Annotated in this window: 14 protein-coding genes; 8 read left to right on the top strand and 6 right to left on the bottom strand. The window is 33.7% G+C overall.

The genetic code is table 11. The features are described from left to right. Positions 1 to 58 precede the first annotated feature (58 nt). The gene (locus EQG63_RS11055; RefSeq protein WP_129436439.1) at positions 59 to 709 is read left to right on the top strand and encodes a carboxypeptidase-like regulatory domain-containing protein; all 651 of its coding nucleotides are present in this window, start codon (positions 59 to 61) and stop codon (positions 707 to 709) included. Between the two features lie 51 nt (positions 710 to 760). Here EQG63_RS11055 and EQG63_RS11050 read toward each other — a convergent pair whose 3' ends face one another. The 6 genes from EQG63_RS11050 to EQG63_RS11025 all read right to left on the bottom strand — a co-directional run bounded on the left by EQG63_RS11050 (position 761) and on the right by EQG63_RS11025 (position 9,506). Beyond that, positions 761 to 1,339 carry a hypothetical protein gene (locus EQG63_RS11050; protein WP_129436438.1) on the bottom strand — a complete coding sequence of 193 codons (579 nt, stop codon included), beginning with the start codon at positions 1,337 to 1,339 and terminating at the stop codon, positions 761 to 763. 96 nt (positions 1,340 to 1,435) lie between these two features. Beyond that, a complete protein-coding gene (locus tag EQG63_RS11045) occupies positions 1,436 to 1,804 on the bottom strand; it encodes a methylglyoxal synthase (protein WP_129436437.1) in 369 nt (122 codons plus the stop codon). Further along, positions 1,804 to 2,652: an N-acetylglucosamine kinase gene (locus tag EQG63_RS11040; RefSeq protein ID WP_129436436.1), complete on the bottom strand. Its 849-nt coding sequence runs from the start codon at positions 2,650 to 2,652 to the stop codon at positions 1,804 to 1,806. The genes EQG63_RS11045 and EQG63_RS11040 overlap by 1 nt, the downstream gene beginning before the upstream one ends. Before the next feature lie 194 nt (positions 2,653 to 2,846). After that, positions 2,847 to 3,854 carry a type I glyceraldehyde-3-phosphate dehydrogenase gene (gene gap / locus EQG63_RS11035; protein ID WP_129436435.1) on the bottom strand — a complete coding sequence of 336 codons (1,008 nt, stop codon included), beginning with the start codon at positions 3,852 to 3,854 and terminating at the stop codon, positions 2,847 to 2,849. A 73-nt stretch (positions 3,855 to 3,927) separates the two neighbouring features. Beyond that, entirely contained in the window at positions 3,928 to 4,914 is a 987-nt protein-coding gene (gene pfkA, locus EQG63_RS11030) for a 6-phosphofructokinase (protein ID WP_129436434.1), read from the bottom strand. A gap of 116 nt (positions 4,915 to 5,030) precedes the next feature. Continuing rightward, the gene (locus tag EQG63_RS11025) at positions 5,031 to 9,506 is read right to left on the bottom strand and encodes a translocation/assembly module TamB domain-containing protein (RefSeq protein WP_164974503.1); all 4,476 of its coding nucleotides are present in this window, start codon (positions 9,504 to 9,506) and stop codon (positions 5,031 to 5,033) included. A 177-nt stretch (positions 9,507 to 9,683) separates the two neighbouring features. Here EQG63_RS11025 and tsaD point away from each other — a divergent pair, with 177 nt between their 5' ends. From tsaD to EQG63_RS10990, 7 genes are all read left to right on the top strand, one after another. After that, on the top strand, positions 9,684 to 10,706 hold the full coding sequence (gene tsaD, locus EQG63_RS11020; RefSeq protein ID WP_129436432.1) for a tRNA (adenosine(37)-N6)-threonylcarbamoyltransferase complex transferase subunit TsaD: 1,023 nt from the start codon (positions 9,684 to 9,686) through the stop codon (positions 10,704 to 10,706). Position 10,707: 1 nt separating this feature from the next. Continuing rightward, positions 10,708 to 11,412 (top strand): 16S rRNA (uracil(1498)-N(3))-methyltransferase, encoded by a 705-nt coding sequence (locus EQG63_RS11015; protein WP_129436431.1) that lies wholly within the window; start codon positions 10,708 to 10,710, stop codon positions 11,410 to 11,412. Between the two features lie 42 nt (positions 11,413 to 11,454). Beyond that, positions 11,455 to 12,093: a DUF4159 domain-containing protein gene (locus tag EQG63_RS11010; protein WP_129436430.1), complete on the top strand. Its 639-nt coding sequence runs from the start codon at positions 11,455 to 11,457 to the stop codon at positions 12,091 to 12,093. Positions 12,094 to 12,271: 178 nt separating this feature from the next. Next, positions 12,272 to 13,240, top strand: a complete 969-nt coding sequence (locus EQG63_RS11005) for a zinc metalloprotease (RefSeq protein WP_129436429.1) — start codon at positions 12,272 to 12,274, stop codon at positions 13,238 to 13,240. Between the two features lie 292 nt (positions 13,241 to 13,532). Beyond that, complete coding sequence (locus EQG63_RS11000; RefSeq protein ID WP_129436428.1) at positions 13,533 to 14,498, top strand: zinc metalloprotease; 966 nt, start codon at positions 13,533 to 13,535, stop codon at positions 14,496 to 14,498. A gap of 83 nt (positions 14,499 to 14,581) precedes the next feature. After that, positions 14,582 to 15,670 carry an AI-2E family transporter gene (locus EQG63_RS10995; RefSeq protein ID WP_129436427.1) on the top strand — a complete coding sequence of 363 codons (1,089 nt, stop codon included), beginning with the start codon at positions 14,582 to 14,584 and terminating at the stop codon, positions 15,668 to 15,670. Positions 15,671 to 15,673: 3 nt separating this feature from the next. Next, positions 15,674 to 16,852, top strand: coding sequence for a THUMP-like domain-containing protein (locus tag EQG63_RS10990; RefSeq protein WP_129436426.1), 1,179 nt, complete (start codon positions 15,674 to 15,676; stop codon positions 16,850 to 16,852). Positions 16,853 to 16,856 lie beyond the last annotated feature (4 nt).

The raw sequence follows: 16,856 nt of genomic DNA, 5'->3' as shown, positions 1-16,856 counted from the left end.
CCTTTTTATAAAAAATGGTCTCTATGTATGTATAGACCTTTTTTTATTTTAAGAACTTATGAAAAAACTACATTTATCGATACCGGAACCTTGCCATGGAGATTGGAATGGCATGAAATTAGTAGAAAAAGGGAGATTTTGTTTTTCTTGTGAAAAGCAGGTTTTCGATTTTACTCGAGCCACAGATTTACAAATTATTGAGACCTATAATAAAAGTAATTCTATTTGTGGCAGATTTTTACCTTCACAACTTGATAGAGAATTATTTTATCCGAAAAAGAAAAAATCAGTTTGGTTAGCAACTGTATTCTTTGGAATCATTTCGCTTTGGGACACCAAAATATCAGCCCAAGAAAATCCAAAAACAGAACAAACAACTAACAAAAATATTGTGGTTGGAAAAATAGCTTACCAACCTGAAAATCAAGAAAAAGAGATTACAATCACTGGAATAGTTAGCGATGAAGCTTCTAATCCAATTGAAGGAGTGTTTATTCTAGCCAAAGGAACATTAACTGGCGTGTATACTGATAAGCAAGGTCTTTTTAAAATAAAAGCTAAAAAAGGAGAGTTGTTACTTTTCTCTTTTATCGGAATGGAAGAGACTGAAAGAATCGTAAAAAATTCTAGAATAATCAATGTAAAATTGAAGGAAGGAAAATTAACATCAATTGCACCAGTTATGGGGACAACAATGAAAAGGGATTAATAAAAAAAGCGAGCTATTAAGCTCGCCTTTTTTTATTTTGTTAAATGATAATTATTTCTTTTTTACAGGCTCATAACGAGCTGATTTTTCGTTATAGGCATATTTTGTAGTAGCCGATTTGTTGCTTAATGAAAAATCTCCATTTGGCAATAACGAAAACAAATACCCTTCACTACGTTTTTTATAAACGGTTTGCGAAGCAGTTTTCAATCGGTCAAGAAATTCAATTTCAGTAACATCTACCGCTTTTTGAGTATTCCCAATCATTAATGTTTTAGTCATCGGGTTCCAAATTTGACTTTCCGTTACTGTTGCTACTTCTTTTTTAAGCTTGGTATCCGATTTTTGAGTTTCATTCCATGTTACGCAATAAAAAGTGTTTGCTTTTACTTTTACAGGTGCAATTTTCATGTTCGTCGGATTAAAATCAGAACGACTTTTAGTCAACAACATACTATCTTTAGCTACAACCAAAAATAAATCCTTTTTTTTATCAAAAACAACAGAGGCATCACCCGTTTTTGCTAAAGCACCAGCTGGAGCTTTTGCTTCCGTTACTTTTTTCTTTTTCTTCTGTCCGTATGTCAAACTTACAGATAACACTATTAATAGTAATACAATTTTTTTCATGATTTAAGGTTATTTTGGTTAAGGCAATATACAAAAATATTTATGCTGTAAAAACAAAAATCAAGCCAGAAGAGAGATTTAACATTTTAATATTCTTTAGATGGCGATGGCATTGAGTAAAAGCTGTGCCGTAGCTTCGTTTGTCGCTACTGGCACGTTATGAACGTCGCAAATTCTGATGAGCATATTGATATCCGGTTCGTGTGGATGACTGCTCATAGGATCTTTAAAAAACAAGACCATTTTACACTTACCTTCAGCTACTCGGGCGGCAATTTGGGCATCACCACCCAAAGGTCCGCTGAGTAATTTTTTTACTTTAATACCCGCTGCTTCGGCCTTTCCTCCCGTTGTTCCTGTGGCAATGATTTTGATGTTTTCTTGGTGTAAAATATCCATGTTCTTATTTAAGAACTGAACCATATCAGCTTTTTTACCATCGTGGGCTATGATTGCTATTTCCATTATTGATTTTTATGAAATTCGATTAAACCTTCAATAGGTTTTTGAAACACTTTGCCTAATTTAATTTGATGTTGCGTTAAAATTCGCTCCAAATCATCCTTTAAATGAAAAGCGATAGAACCAATAAAATGACTCGGTACTTCTTTATAATCATCAAATTGTTGGATATAGTTTTCTACAAAAGTTTCGATTTCTTTTTCGATGAATGTTTTACAAAATTCGGTTTCTTTATGTTTGATTAAAAAACTAGCAAATGAAGCGAGATATGCATTTGGATTGGCTTCTTTGTATAGATTTTGCTTGACTACATCGGCATCCATATTAAATTCTGTTGCAAATTCTTCAGCTAATGCTTTTGGCATTTTATTAAAATAAAAAGCGCGAAGCATGTGTCTTCCAAAACGATTTCCAGAACAATCATCCATGGCGATATAGCCCAAAGATTGTACTTTTTGAATTAATTTTTCACCATCAAAGTAACTACAATTAGAACCGGTACCTAAAATACTAACGATTGCTTTTTCGCCTAAAGCACAAGTGGCATAAACGGCGGCATAGGTATCTTCGTGGACTTCTACATGTGCATTTGTGAAATATTTTTTAAATAATATTGCCAAATGATTTTTCATTCTATCGGTACCACAACCTGCGCCGTAAAAATACAAATGCGTTGCTTTTTCTCTATTTTCAGAAATTTCTTTGGATTGATTTAATCTAGAAATGATTTCCTCTTCGGTTAAAATTTCTGGGTTTAATCCTAAGGTTGAAGATGTAAAAATGGTTTCTCCTTGAGTGTTTATGGCAATCCAATCGGCTTTGGTAGAACCGCTATCTACGAGTAATTTCATTTTCGGGTGTATTCAATTATTTGTTTAATAGCCCTGATGGTAGCGGCATCCTGTCATTGCGAGGAAGAATTGACGCCGCAATCCCAAAAGATCGCTTCGTTACTCGCAATGACAGATACAGCGGACAGCAGGAATAGCTCCAAATATAAATAAAAAAATCCCGAAATTGAACGGGATTTAATATGTTTTACCATTTATTTTAAGCTGGAAACGTGGACCGCCAAATCGATTAATTTGCTGGAATATCCGTACTCGTTATCGTACCAAGAAACCAGTTTAAAGAACGTCGAGTTCAATCCTATTCCGGCTTTGGCATCTACAATTGAAGTACGAGAATCGCCTATAAAATCTTGAGAAACCACATCATCTTCTGTAAATCCAACGATTCCCTTCATAGTCGTTTCGGAAGCATTTTTAAGTACGTTCATGATTTCGTCATAAGTAGTTTCTTTAGCCAGTTTTACAGTTAAATCGACTACAGAAACGTCGGCAGTAGGCACACGCATTGACATTCCGGTTAATTTTCCGTTTAATTCCGGAATTACTTTTCCAACAGCTTTAGCAGCACCAGTTTGAGATGGAATGATATTAATTAAGGCTGAACGACCTCCACGGAAATCTTTTTTGGATGGACCATCAACCGTTAACTGTGTTGCAGTGGTGGAGTGAATGGTTGTCATTAATCCTTCTACAATTCCGAAATTATCATGAATTACTTTTGCTAAAGGTGCCAAACAGTTTGTTGTACATGACGCATTAGAAACAATTTTGTCATTTGCCGTTGCTTTATCGTGATTTACACCCATTACAAACATTGGTGCATCGGCAGAAGGCGCAGAGATTACTACTTTTTTTGCTCCACCATCAATGTGCGCTTGCGCCGTTTCTAACGTAGTAAAAATACCAGTACATTCGGCCACCACATCAACATCTACAGCTGCATCATCCCATTTGATTAATTTAGGATCTCTTTCAGCCGTTACTCGGATGTATTTATCGTTTACGTATAATTTTCCTTCTTTTACTTCCACTTTTCCTGCGAAACGACCATGCACTGAATCATATTTTAGCAAATACGCCAAATGCTCAACATCTAATAAATCGTTAATCGCAACTACTTCTGCATTATCTCTGTTTAGGGTTTCTCTAAAAACAATTCGACCAATACGACCAAATCCATTAATTCCAATTCTTACTTTCATATTCATGTCATTGTGAGCTTGCCCGGCAAGCTCTTTGTTATTTGTATTCTAATATTCTGATTTATTTTATGACTTATGTAGTCATGATATCGGAAACTCTTAGGAGTTCTTCATCAATTTTAGAGCTTCCTTTGATAGCTTGTTCTAGTGGCGTTAAAGCTACTTTGTCTTGTAACAAACCCACCATATAATTTGATTTTCCTTCTAATAAAGATTCGACTGCTTTTACGCCCAATCGTGAGGCCAAAACTCGGTCGAAACAAGATGGCGAACCGCCACGTTGCATGTGTCCTAAAACCGAAACACGCACGTCATATTCAGGAAGGTTTTCTTCTACGTATTCTTTGAGTTCGAAAACATTTTTTCCAATTTTATCACCTTCCGAAACCACGACAATACTTGATAATTTTCCAGAAGCTTTACTTTTTTCGAGGGATTCTAACAGGCGGTCTAATCCTAGATCTTCTTCTGGAATCAGAATTTCTTCTGCTCCTGCTCCAATACCTGCGTTAAGTGCAATATGACCAGCATCACGTCCCATCACTTCCACAAAGAAAAGTCGGTTGTGTGAATTGGCCGTATCACGGATTTTATCGATACATTCCACTACCGTATTTAGGGCCGTATCATAACCCAAGGTGTGACTAGTTCCAAAAATATCATTATCGATGGTTCCTGGAATCCCCATAACTGGGTAATTGAATTCATTATTAAAGATTTCAGCTCCAGTAAAGGTTCCGTCACCACCAATCACTACTAAAGCATCAATTCCAGCATTTTTCAGGTGTTCGTGTGCTATTTTTCGTCCTTCGGCGGTCATAAAATCTTTAGAGCGTGCCGACTTTAAAATAGTGCCACCAAGATGTACGATATTCTTTACCGAACGAGGTCCCATTTCTTTGAAATCACCTTCAATCATTCCTTGGTACCCACGGTAAATTCCTACACATTCTATATTATGGTAAGCACAAGTACGAACCACCGACCGAATGGCCGCATTCATCCCTGGAGAATCACCACCGGAGGTTAAAACTCCAATTTTTTTTATTGCTTTTGACATTAACTTTTAATTGATAATGTAAAATTACTAAAGAAACTTTGTTAAAAATGAAACATTTGTTAAAATCTAAGAGAGATTTTAAAATTCAAACGTTTTCGTTAATAAGTTTTTAGGATTTAGTTCAAATCGGGTGCTTTTTCCTCAGGATTTTTAGGTTTTTCTGAAGATTTCTTTTGACGCTGATCGGTAAATTGGATGAATTCGGGTGAAAAATCGGAATCGGGTGTTTCGTCTTTCGATTCTTTTTCTTTTTTGGCTTTTTTAGAGTTTAAAATTTTATTCACCAATTCTTTGAAAGTATTAAAATCGACTTCATAGGAAACTCCCAGCCCTTGTGTATAGCCAATTCCACTTTCTCCAAGATAATTAATATCATTCTCACGATTAAAAAAGCGAGCTTTTAACGTTCCATCTTCATTTAATCGAAGTTGCACTTCAATATTTCCAACAATAACCGATTCGTTTAATCCACCCACAGGTACATCAAACTTACCATTAACAGAAATTCTATCACTCAAATCGGTGGAAAGTGTAACCCCTACTCTACTTTCTGTTTGGAAATCGGAATTACGTCTGTTTCCTTGTGTGTACACCGGCGACAACTTAAATTTACCATCGCCACTCGAGAATATATCTTCAAATAAACTTCCTGCGGTTTCAAATAAATTCATGGTCAAATCCAAATCGGAAACCCCTTTATCACTCAAAAACGTACCCGAGGATAATAATGCAAAAGCCTGTTTTTGTCGGGTATCGCTATCGCTCAGTTTATAATCGATATCAGACCTTAATATAGAACTCGCATTTGGGAACTCAATCGTAATATCGGGTGTAGGATTACTCAATCGATCAGTCAATTTTACGACAACTTCCGTTGGAATTTTTTTATTGAAATTAGGATTGTCTAATAGCGGCGCTGGATTGGCTTCGGTTTTATAAATTGCTTCCATGTTTAGTGTGGCATTCAAAGGATCTCCATCCCAAGAAATATAGCCTCCTTTTTTTACCGCGAATTTTTTATCAATAATTCCACCATACTTAAAGTTATATATCCCTTCATACACCTGGAAATCTCCCCACATATTGAATTTTCCTAAAGTATTGATTTCCATTAAAAGCGAACCTACTCCACGTCCTTTAAGACCGTGACCATTACTCTTATTAATAATTACTTCAATCTCGGCAACAGGTGTAATATCCAACTCAAAATTAAGTTCTATACCATTGTATCCTTTTTCTTTACCTAACACTCCTTTTGAAGTATCTGATTTTGAATTAATAAATTTAATATAATCCTTTTCAGTAGTGGCTTCGGTATCACTAATTGGAATTTTGATTGACGTTCCTTTTTCGGAAGTAGCATTCACATTAATCACCAAGCCGTTAATTGGACCTTTAATAGAAGCATTACCATTAATAAATGCCGTACCATAATAGAGTGCATCATCAGAATCTTTAGTATCTAGTGCTAAAATTCGGGATGAATTGATATTTAAATCCATTAACCAATCGGCAAATTTGTTGTGCCTGATTCCACCGCTTAAGATTCCTTCTGTCTTAAATTTGGAATCAATAAGTTTGATATTTCTGAATGAAAACTGATTTTCGGTGACATCGACAATGGAATTATTCGCAAAGTTATAATCCGTATTTAAATATGGAATTTTAATTCCCGCTTTATTCAGATAGACACGTCCGTTAATATCAGGATTTTCAAGTTCCCCTTCAAAACTAGCTGTACCTGAGGCTAAACCTCGAATATTGGTCAATACTTCACCTCCAAACGGAGCAAAAATGGCCATATTAAAATCTTCTAAGCGTAAATCTAAATCCAGCAAGGTTTTCTTCCCTTCAATGAAAATATTTCCGTCGGCCGCAAACGATTCTAAGCCTTCATTTTTTAGTACCGAATTGACTTTGAAGTTTTTAAAACTATCATCGCCTTTCACATCAATATTTAACTTACCAAGTGCAAAATTATTTACATTTAAGCTGTCGATACTGATCGAAGAAGAAGGTTCGTAAATAGCATTTCGCTGTTTGAAATCGACTATTCCATTTACTTTCCCTTTAAACTTTAAGCTATCTACGGAAGGGGTAATTTTGTCGAGTTGAACATCTTTAAATGAAAGTTGTAAATCTTTATAGGTAGAATCGCGTAAAACTCCCATGAGCTCCATGACTTGGTTTTCATGAGTTACGGATATCTTCTCGACTGAAAAATCGGTTAGTTTTTTATTAAATACAATCTTGTTGTCTTTGGCTTCCTTCTCATTAATAAACCACAAATAATCTTTAAAGTTTACTTCCGATTTTTTGATTCCCACCACACTATTATTTTCTTCGTTGATGGTGTGGTATAAATTCAGATTGTAAAAATCTTTCCCTTTTTTGCCTCCTTTAAATTCAGTTCTGAAAAATAGAGTATCGTTTGCCGTTACATTAATTAAACTCATATCGGAAACTTTGTAGTATTTGGTTTTAATACTATCCATTTCGATATAAGCATTGTACAGCGGATTTTTATTATCGATATCGATATTAATGTTGTCTATTTCGTTGCCGTAAGCTTTTATATTCGGTGATTTAAAATTGAATCGGAATAATCCATCATTAGAGTCAATTTCGCCTTTCATAAAGGTATTCTCCCCTAAAGAAATTTCGGGATAAAATACTTCAACTAGTTTACTGTACACATTAAAATCGAATTTAACGAATTGTCCTTTACTCACCTTATTTGGAGAATAGTTGGCGTATAAACTTCCGAGAGAGTTTTCTATTAAATCCGGTAATTGTTTGAATTGGAATTTCCCTTCTACTTTTCCTTCAATTATATCTGGTGAATTGATGGTAATCGTTCTTACTCTGTCTTGATCAAAAGTAGATTTCACCATAAAATCATCGAAGAAATAAGTATCCTTACTGTTCTCGTAAGAAGTTTGATTGATATATACATCTCCGTACAAATTATCAATAGAATTCCCCTGAAGATTCATAATAACATCACCACGAAAAACCGAAATATCATCAGCGGTGTAGATGTTTAGTTTTTTAAGGTTGGCATATTCGACATTAGCATGAAAATCATATTTATTTTCACGTTTCCCAAGATCGAGATTTCCGTCAAATTCCATGATTAAATTAGGATCGTTAGCCGAAATACTTCCATTAAAAACCGCTTTTTTCATAGAACCATCCACTACAATATTCTGATAATTGTATCTATTGTAGTACACACTTCTCACTTTCCCTTTTATTTTGGTATCAAGATATTTTTCTTTGAAACCTTTTCCGTCGACATCTAAATCCAGGTTTACAATTCCTACATCTTCTCGCGTCAAGAATTTTCCCAAATTGAAATTATTCAACTTCACATTCCCTTTATAAGTAGCATTGTCGATATAATCAATATTGGTCATACTCAAATTGGATTGCACATTCCCAAGTGCGGTATTGAGTACTACATTGGCTTTGACCGTTTTCATCGTGACTTCTGTTTCACCAGAAAGTGTAAAACGACCAAATTTTTTAAAAGTAGTGGGCAAATTATCTCCTAATACACGTGGCAAAATTTTGTTTAAATCATTGTACGTTGAGGAAATTTTAGAAAATTTACCTTTCATATAAAAGGTGTTTTTTTCCTTTTTAAATAAATTTTTAAAATTAAAATCACCTCTAATTTCTGAATTATTCTCATCGATCAGAATCAATTTTTTTGTTTTAAAATTATTTAAGGTACCTATCAGTTTTCCTTTTACATCAAATTGCTGTCCTTCTCCAAATTCGCCATAAAATAATTTCAAATCGGTAGACGAAACAGAAGCTTGGTCGATACGAACATCAAAAAGCACTTTATTATTAAAATCGGAAAAATATTCACGCTTATAACGCAATTCGACATCTCCTATAAGTTTAGAATTAGGAGTGATTAAGTCTAAATTCGCAAGGTGTATGTTCTTCTTAGTGTAAGTAAAATCGGAAGTCAGATTGTCAACTACTAAACCGCGATTGTCTACAAAAGACATTTCATCGATTTTCATGGTTACATCGGGACCCAAAACTTTAAAATTAGAGGTCTCTGCATTTAATTTTTTGGCACTGAAAACCAATTTTTCGCTCGCGTTTTCATCAATAAATATGAATTTACTATCAATTAAATGCATTTTTTGCGCCGTCAACAAAAACTTCTTTTTGGATGTAGAGGGCTTTCCATCTTCAAATAGCTCTACAAACTTGTCAAGATTAGTATCCCTTTCCCCTTTGTAATTTTTTAATTTAAAGTACAAACCATCCAATCGAACTTCTCCAAAATGCAAATCACCATCAATCATTTTTTTGGCATCAAGGATATTCGTTTTTAGTACTTTTATGTGAAAAAGGGTATCTTTTTTATAATCTCGAATCAGAATGTTTTTTAGTTTAACACCACCAAAAACAGTGAAACTAGCTTCATCTATTGTGATATTTGTTTTAAATTCTTTGTTAAGCCATTCGGTGGCATATTTTCCCAAACGGGTTTGAACAGAAGGTGTATTTAAAGCAATAGCCAGTCCTAATAATAGCAAAATAATTCCTAAAAGGAAAAATAGCATGTATTTCAGAAATTTTTTGAGGCCAGTATTTTTTTTAGTTTCTTCCAAAGAATATTAAGTTCGAAAAGGACCAATAGTCCTAAAATATTTAGATAAAAATCTGTATTTTTGGGCTTTCGATGTAAAAATATATATTTTATATCGGTTTTTCAAATATAACGCAAATTCCGTGCCTTTATGTACAATAAGTCAACATATATTCTTGCCATCGAAAGCTCTTGCGATGATACTGCTGCTGCCATTTTATGTAATGATAAAGTCTTATCTAACGAAGTCGCTCGTCAAAGCATACATGAAGAATATGGTGGCGTTGTTCCTGAATTGGCGTCGCGTGCCCACCAACAAAATATTGTACCAGTTATAGATGTTGCCATAAAAAAAGCAGGGATTACTAAAGAGCAACTATCTGCCATTGCATTTACACAAGGTCCAGGATTAATGGGTTCTTTATTGGTTGGTAGCTCGTTTGCCAAAAGTATGGCCATGGCTTTAGAGATTCCGTTAATTGCTGTCAACCACATGCACGCACATATTTTGGCTCATTTTATAGACGAAGAAGGATTTGACAAACCTGAGTTCCCTTTTCTAGCTTTAACCATTTCTGGCGGACATACACAAATTGTGAAAGTCAATAGTTTTTTTAATATGGAAATCATTGGTGAAACCACTGATGATGCTGTAGGAGAAGCATTTGATAAAAGTGCAAAAATTTTAGGATTACCTTATCCTGGTGGACCATTAATTGATAAATATGCGAAATTAGGAAATCCGAAAGCTTACCCTTTTACAAAACCAAAAGTAGATGGATTGGATTTTAGTTTCAGTGGTTTAAAAACGCAAATTTTGTATTTTGTTCAGAAAAACGTGAAGGAAAATCCGAATTTTATCGAAGAACATTTGAATGATATATGTGCTTCCATTCAGCATATTATTATCAAAATTCTGATGGAAAAAGTTAAAATGGCAGTTGAACAAACTGGAATTACACAAATCGCTATCGGTGGTGGTGTTTCTGCTAATTCTGGAATTAGATCGGCGTTAAAAGAAACCGAAGCCAAATACGGTTGGAAAACATTTATTCCTAAATTTGAATATACGACTGATAATGCTGCTATGATTGGTATTGTGGGTTATCATAAATATTTAGAAAATCATTTTAGTACTGCTTCGGTGGTCTCTAAAGCACGAATAGAATTTTAACATGCAATTATTTTACAATCCAGACATAAATACTAGTGTTACTGAATTTTCTTTTGACAAAGAAGAAAGCAAGCATATCGTTAAAGTATTACGCAAAAAAGAGCTAGACACCTTACATGTCACTAATGGCTTGGGATTTTTATTTACTACTGAAATTATTTTTGCTTCCGAAAAAAAGTGTACTGTTAAAATCATTCATTCGGAATTTCATCAACCCAATGATTTCTATTTACATCTCGCTGTGGCTCCGACAAAAATGAACGATCGTTTTGAATGGTTTTTGGAAAAAGCAACCGAAATTGGAGTACAAGAAATTACACCTATTATTTGCGATCATTCCGAAAGAAAAATCATTAAAACCGAACGATTTGCGAAAATTATTGAATCGGCCATGAAACAATCGTTACAATTCCATTTACCCAAATTGAATGAGCCAATTCCCTTTTCGACTTTTATCAATCAAAAAAACGAAGGTGATTTGTTTATTGCGCATTGTGAAGAAACCGAAAAAAAATTACTAAAAGATAGTATCGCTAAAAATCAAAAATACACAGTTCTAATTGGTCCGGAAGGCGACTTTTCGGAAAAAGAAATTAAATTAGCATTAGAAAACAAGTATATCCCAGTATCTTTAGGAAATACAAGATTACGAACCGAAACCGCTGCAGTTGTGGCGTGTCATAGTATAGTTTTTGCGAACGAGTAAATTAATAACAAGCCATAAGGCAAAAGGCATAAGTTTTTAAGAATGAGAAAAATATTTTATTTATTCCTCTTTACAACCACCCTCACTTTTCCCCAAGAAATTGCGCTTTTAAAATACAATGGCGGTGGCGATTGGTATGCTAATCCGACTTCGTTACCGAACTTAATTAAGTTTGCTAATTTAAATATCAACACCAGAATTAAAAACAAACCTGCTACCGTTTCTCCTGGAAGTTCCGATATCTTTTCCTATCCTTTTATACACATGACTGGACATGGAAATGTTGTATTCAACAATCAAGAAACTGAAAATTTAAGAAATTATCTTGCCTCTGGTGGCTTTCTTCATATTGACGACAATTACGGAATGGACACTTACATACGAACTGAGATAAAAAAAATATTTCCTAATACTCCATTATTAGAAATTCCGGTTTCACATCCTATTTTTCAAAAACCATTCGTTTTTCCATCTGGGCTTCCAAAAATTCACGAGCATGAAGGAAAGAAACCACAAGCTTTCGGAATATTTATCAACAATAAATTGGTTTTACTTTATACCTTCGAGTGTGATTTAGGCGATGGATGGGAAGATACTGAAGTGCATAACGATCCCAGAGAAACAAGAGAAAAAGCATTAAAAATGGGTGCTAATATCCTTAATTTCGTCTTTACTAACTAAAAAAAGCATTTTTTATTGCGTTCTTAAATATTTAATTTTCAACACTTTACACACAACGATAATAACACACACTTCATAGATTTTATTAAAAATACTTTGCTTATTTTCATAATTAATTATAGTATTGCTAAATAATTATATAAAAAATTATTGTTTTACCAACTAAACCAAAAAAATTATGAAAAAAATGTTATTATCAGCTACGGCTGCTTTATTAATGTTTTCTTGTCAAAAAGACAACAACACAACAGACGAATTTACAACACAAGCAACAAACAGCACTTCAACATTCAGAGGTTGTGCTTCTCATGAAGTATTGGAGGCTCAATTGAAAGCCGACCCTACACTAGCAACAAGAATGGATGAAATTGAAAAATTCACTACAAATGCGATTCAAGCCGGAAGACTTGTTAATGGAAAAGTTGAAATTCCAGTAGTATTTAATGTATTGTACCGAACTACAGCTGAAAACATTTCATTATCGCAATTACAATCTCAAATTGATGTTTTGAACAAAGATTTTAATGCTGCTAATTCTGATTACAATACGGCTAACAATCCTTATTCTTCAGTAAGAGCAAATGTTGGCATTTCATTCGTATTGGATCAAGTTATTAGAAAATCAACCACTAAATCTTCATGGGGAACTAGAGATGCCATGAAAAAAACAAAACAAGGTGGATTAGACCCTACTTCACCAACAACCAAATTAAACTTTTGGGTTTGTACGATTGGCGGTGGTATTTTAGGGTATGCACAATTTCCTGGAGGTTCTTCTGCAACTGATGGAGTGGTTTGTGATTCTAAATATGTTGGTGTAACAAGTAATTCAGGCTCAAGTTACCCATACAACTTAGGAAGAACAGCTACTCACGAAGTAGGCCACTGGATGAATTTACGTCATATTTGGGGAGATGCTACTTGTGGTTCTGATTTAGTAGCAGATACACCTGTTCACAATACTGCTAATTATGGTGTTCCTCCTGTAGGTCACAGATCTACTTGTACTGGTACTCCATTAGAAATGTACATGAATTATATGGATTATACAGATGACAGAGGAATGTATATGTTCTCATTAGGTCAAAAATCAAGAATGGATGCCATTTTTGTCTCTGGTGGCGCAAGATATTCCTTTGGACAATAAATAAAGAATTTTTCTTTAACTAACTCGCTCTTAATGAGCGAGTTTTTTTTATTCTGTTATTTTATTAAAAAAAAGCCTAATTATAAATTCAATACTTATTAACAAAATATGAGCTAAACATTGAATATTCGTAAGGTTTTTATGACTTATTAACAATTTAATTATCAATACATAAATTATATTATTCTTAATTTTATTCCTAAAAATTTGGTTAATTCATAAACATTAATTAATATCGCATCGCTTTTAGCAATTAAAAAACAAATTTATTAACCAAACCAAACAAACTATTATGAAAAAATTATTAATGTCTGCTGCTGCAGCCTTATTAATGTTCTCTTGTCAAAATGACAACAACACAACCGAATTAACAAATCAAGATGCTGCTCCTGTAAATGCATCAGCTCACAGAGGATGTGCTTCTCATGAAGTATTGGAAGCGCAAATGAAAGCAGACCCAACATTGGCTGCAAGAATGGCTCAAATTGAAAAATTCACAAACGAAACTATTCAATCTGGACGTTTAGTAAACGGTGTTATGGAAATTCCAGTTGTATTCAACGTATTATACAGAACTACTGCTGAAAACATTTCATTAGCACAATTACAATCACAAATTGATGTTTTAAACAAAGATTTCTCGGCTACTAACTCTGATTATAATACTGCAAACAATCCTTATTCTTCTGTTCGTAGTGGTAATACAAACATTAGATTCGTATTAGATCAAGTTATTCGTAAATCAACAACCAAAACTTCATGGGGAACTAATGACGCTATGAAAAAAACAGCTTCTGGTGGTATCGCTCCAACTTCTCCAACTACTAAACTTAACTTTTGGGTTTGTACAATTGGTGGTGGAATCTTAGGATATGCTCAATTTCCTGGAGGATCATCTGCTACTGATGGAGTTGTTTGTGATAGCAAATACACTGGATTATCAGGAAGTGCTAACGCTCCTTTCAACTTAGGAAGAACAGCTACTCACGAAGTAGGACACTGGATGAACTTACGTCACATTTGGGGAGATGCAACATGTGGTTCTGACTTAGTATCTGATACTCCAACTCACAATGCAGCTAACGGAGGTGTTCCTGCAGTTGGTCACAGATCTACTTGTTCAGGTACTCCATTAGAAATGTATATGAACTACATGGATTATACTGACGACAGAGGAATGTATATGTTCTCAATTGGACAAAAAACTAGAATGAATGCTATTTTCGCAACTGGAGGTTCTAGAGCTTCTTTCAGATAATATTATTCTAAATAGATATTTAAAATCCCACGCCATGCGTGGGATTTTTTTTATTATATTCGTTTCATAAATAATTTGTAATTATGACTTCAAAAATTGTTGCCAAAGGAATTGTATCTGCAGTACTTATATTATCAGCAATAGTTTTATTACTTTACTTTTTATTTAAAATTCAATTGATTATTGTTTACATAATAATTTCAATAGTTCTAACCATGATTGGAACTCCAATAGTTGATTTTCTGAGAAGGAGGCTAAAATTCAAGAATACTTCAGCTGTTATTACAACACTACTGTTTTACGGATTGATTATTTTCGGATTTATTCTAATGTTTATCCCCTTAGTTACTTCACAAGGTGAAAAACTTTCTCTCTTAGATGTGAACACATTTCAGACACAATTAAACGAATTAATTTTACAAGTAAAAAATTACCTTACCACCAAAGGAATCAACGGAGATCGAGTTCTAAAAGATTACAATGTCATTTCGAAATTAAATTTCAATTTTTTATCTGATTTTTTAAATTCACTACTGAGTACCATTAGTAACTTAGGAATGGGATTGGCTTCTGTCTTTTTCATTACATTTTTCTTTTTAAAAGACAGGGTGATTTTTATCCGAATATTCAATTACATTATTCCTGATGATCATGAAGAGAAAATTTTAAATTCTATCACCCAAATTAACGAACTGCTGTCCCGCTATTTTTTAGGTATTTTACTCCAACTCTTTATCGTTTTTGTCCTATATCTTATCGTACTTATGATTTTCGGAATAGAAAATGCACTAATTATTGCTTTTTTATGTGCTATCCTAAACATCATCCCTTATATTGGTCCACTAATTGGTAGCGTGTTGGCGGTAATTTTGACATTGTTAGGAAATTTTAATGGTGAGTTCACCTCCGACATGTTATATACTTCCATTTATGTCATGATTGGGTTCTTTATCGTTCAGTTTATTGACAATAATTTCAGTCAGCCCTATATTTTTTCAAACAGCACCAAATCACATCCGTTAGAAATATTTCTGATTATCTTAATTTTTGGACTCCTATTCGGTATTACAGGAATGATTTTGGCCGTTCCCTCCTACACCATCTTGAAAGTAATTGGAAAAGAGTTTTTGCCCGACAATCGCATCATTCAATCATTAACAAAAGATTTATAACCTTTGGACAAGCGATTACTAGAACCCGAAATTCAGGATTTTATAAACGAATCTTTAAGTGTTAATTTCTCTAAATTAGCCTTACAAAAAAATCCGTTTTCAGATATTGCATGGAGTGATATACTAACTCAAATCGGGTGTAAACTAAAAGCAAAAGACAAATTACCTTCTTGGTTTACTTCTGAAAACATCTTATATCCGAGTAAAATTTCACTAGAACAAACTTCCTCTGAAATCACTGCAAAATATAAAGCCAATTTAGTTGAAGGCAAAACATTAATTGATTTAACTGGAGGTTTTGGGGTTGATGATTATTATTTTTCAAAAAAAATAAATCGTGTCGTTCATTGTGAATTGAAAAAAGAATTATCTGAAATTGTTTCGCATAATTTTTCAATACTAAACGTTTCCAATATTGAATGCATTAACAAAGACAGCAGTATCGTTTTAAAGGAATTAAATCAACCATTCGATTGGATTTATATTGATCCTTCCAGAAGAAACGACGCAAAAGGCAAGGTTTTTATGCTAGCTGATTGTCTTCCCAATGTTCCCGAAAATTTAGATTTTTATTTTTCATTTTCTACAAACATTTTAATTAAAACAGCGCCAATATTAGACATTACAGCAGGTTTATCGGAATTGAAAAATGTAAAAGAAATTCATATTGTTGCCCTAAACAATGAAGTGAAAGAGTTACTCTGGGTCTTGGAAAAAGGATTTGACAGCGATACCACCATAAAAACGATCAATTTCAATAAAGAAACGGAAGAAAAATTTGATTTCAATCTGAATCAACTACCAGATAACTATACTTATTCCTTACCCAAAGAATACCTATACGAACCCAATAGTGCCATTTTAAAATCAGGAGCTTTCGATTTAATTCCCTCAAAATTTAATCTCGAAAAACTACAGCAACACTCACATCTCTATACATCTGAACACTTAATTGAATTTACCGGCAGACGATTTCAAATTAAAAATTGCTTTGAATACAATAAAAAAGAGATGAAACAATTTTTAGAAAATACCAAAGCCAATATTACCACCCGAAACTTTCCTGAAACCGTAGATTACATTCGAAAAAAATGGAAAATTAAAGACGGAGGTGACGTCTATACTTTTTTCACAACAGATATGAATAATAATAAAATTGTTTTAATTTGCGCCAAAATTTAAGGCC

Origin of the sequence: Flavobacterium amnicola, from assembly GCF_004122165.1 — a bacterium.
GTDB lineage: Bacteria > Bacteroidota > Bacteroidia > Flavobacteriales > Flavobacteriaceae > Flavobacterium > Flavobacterium amnicola.
This window is presented reverse-complemented; position numbering and strand designations above follow the sequence as displayed.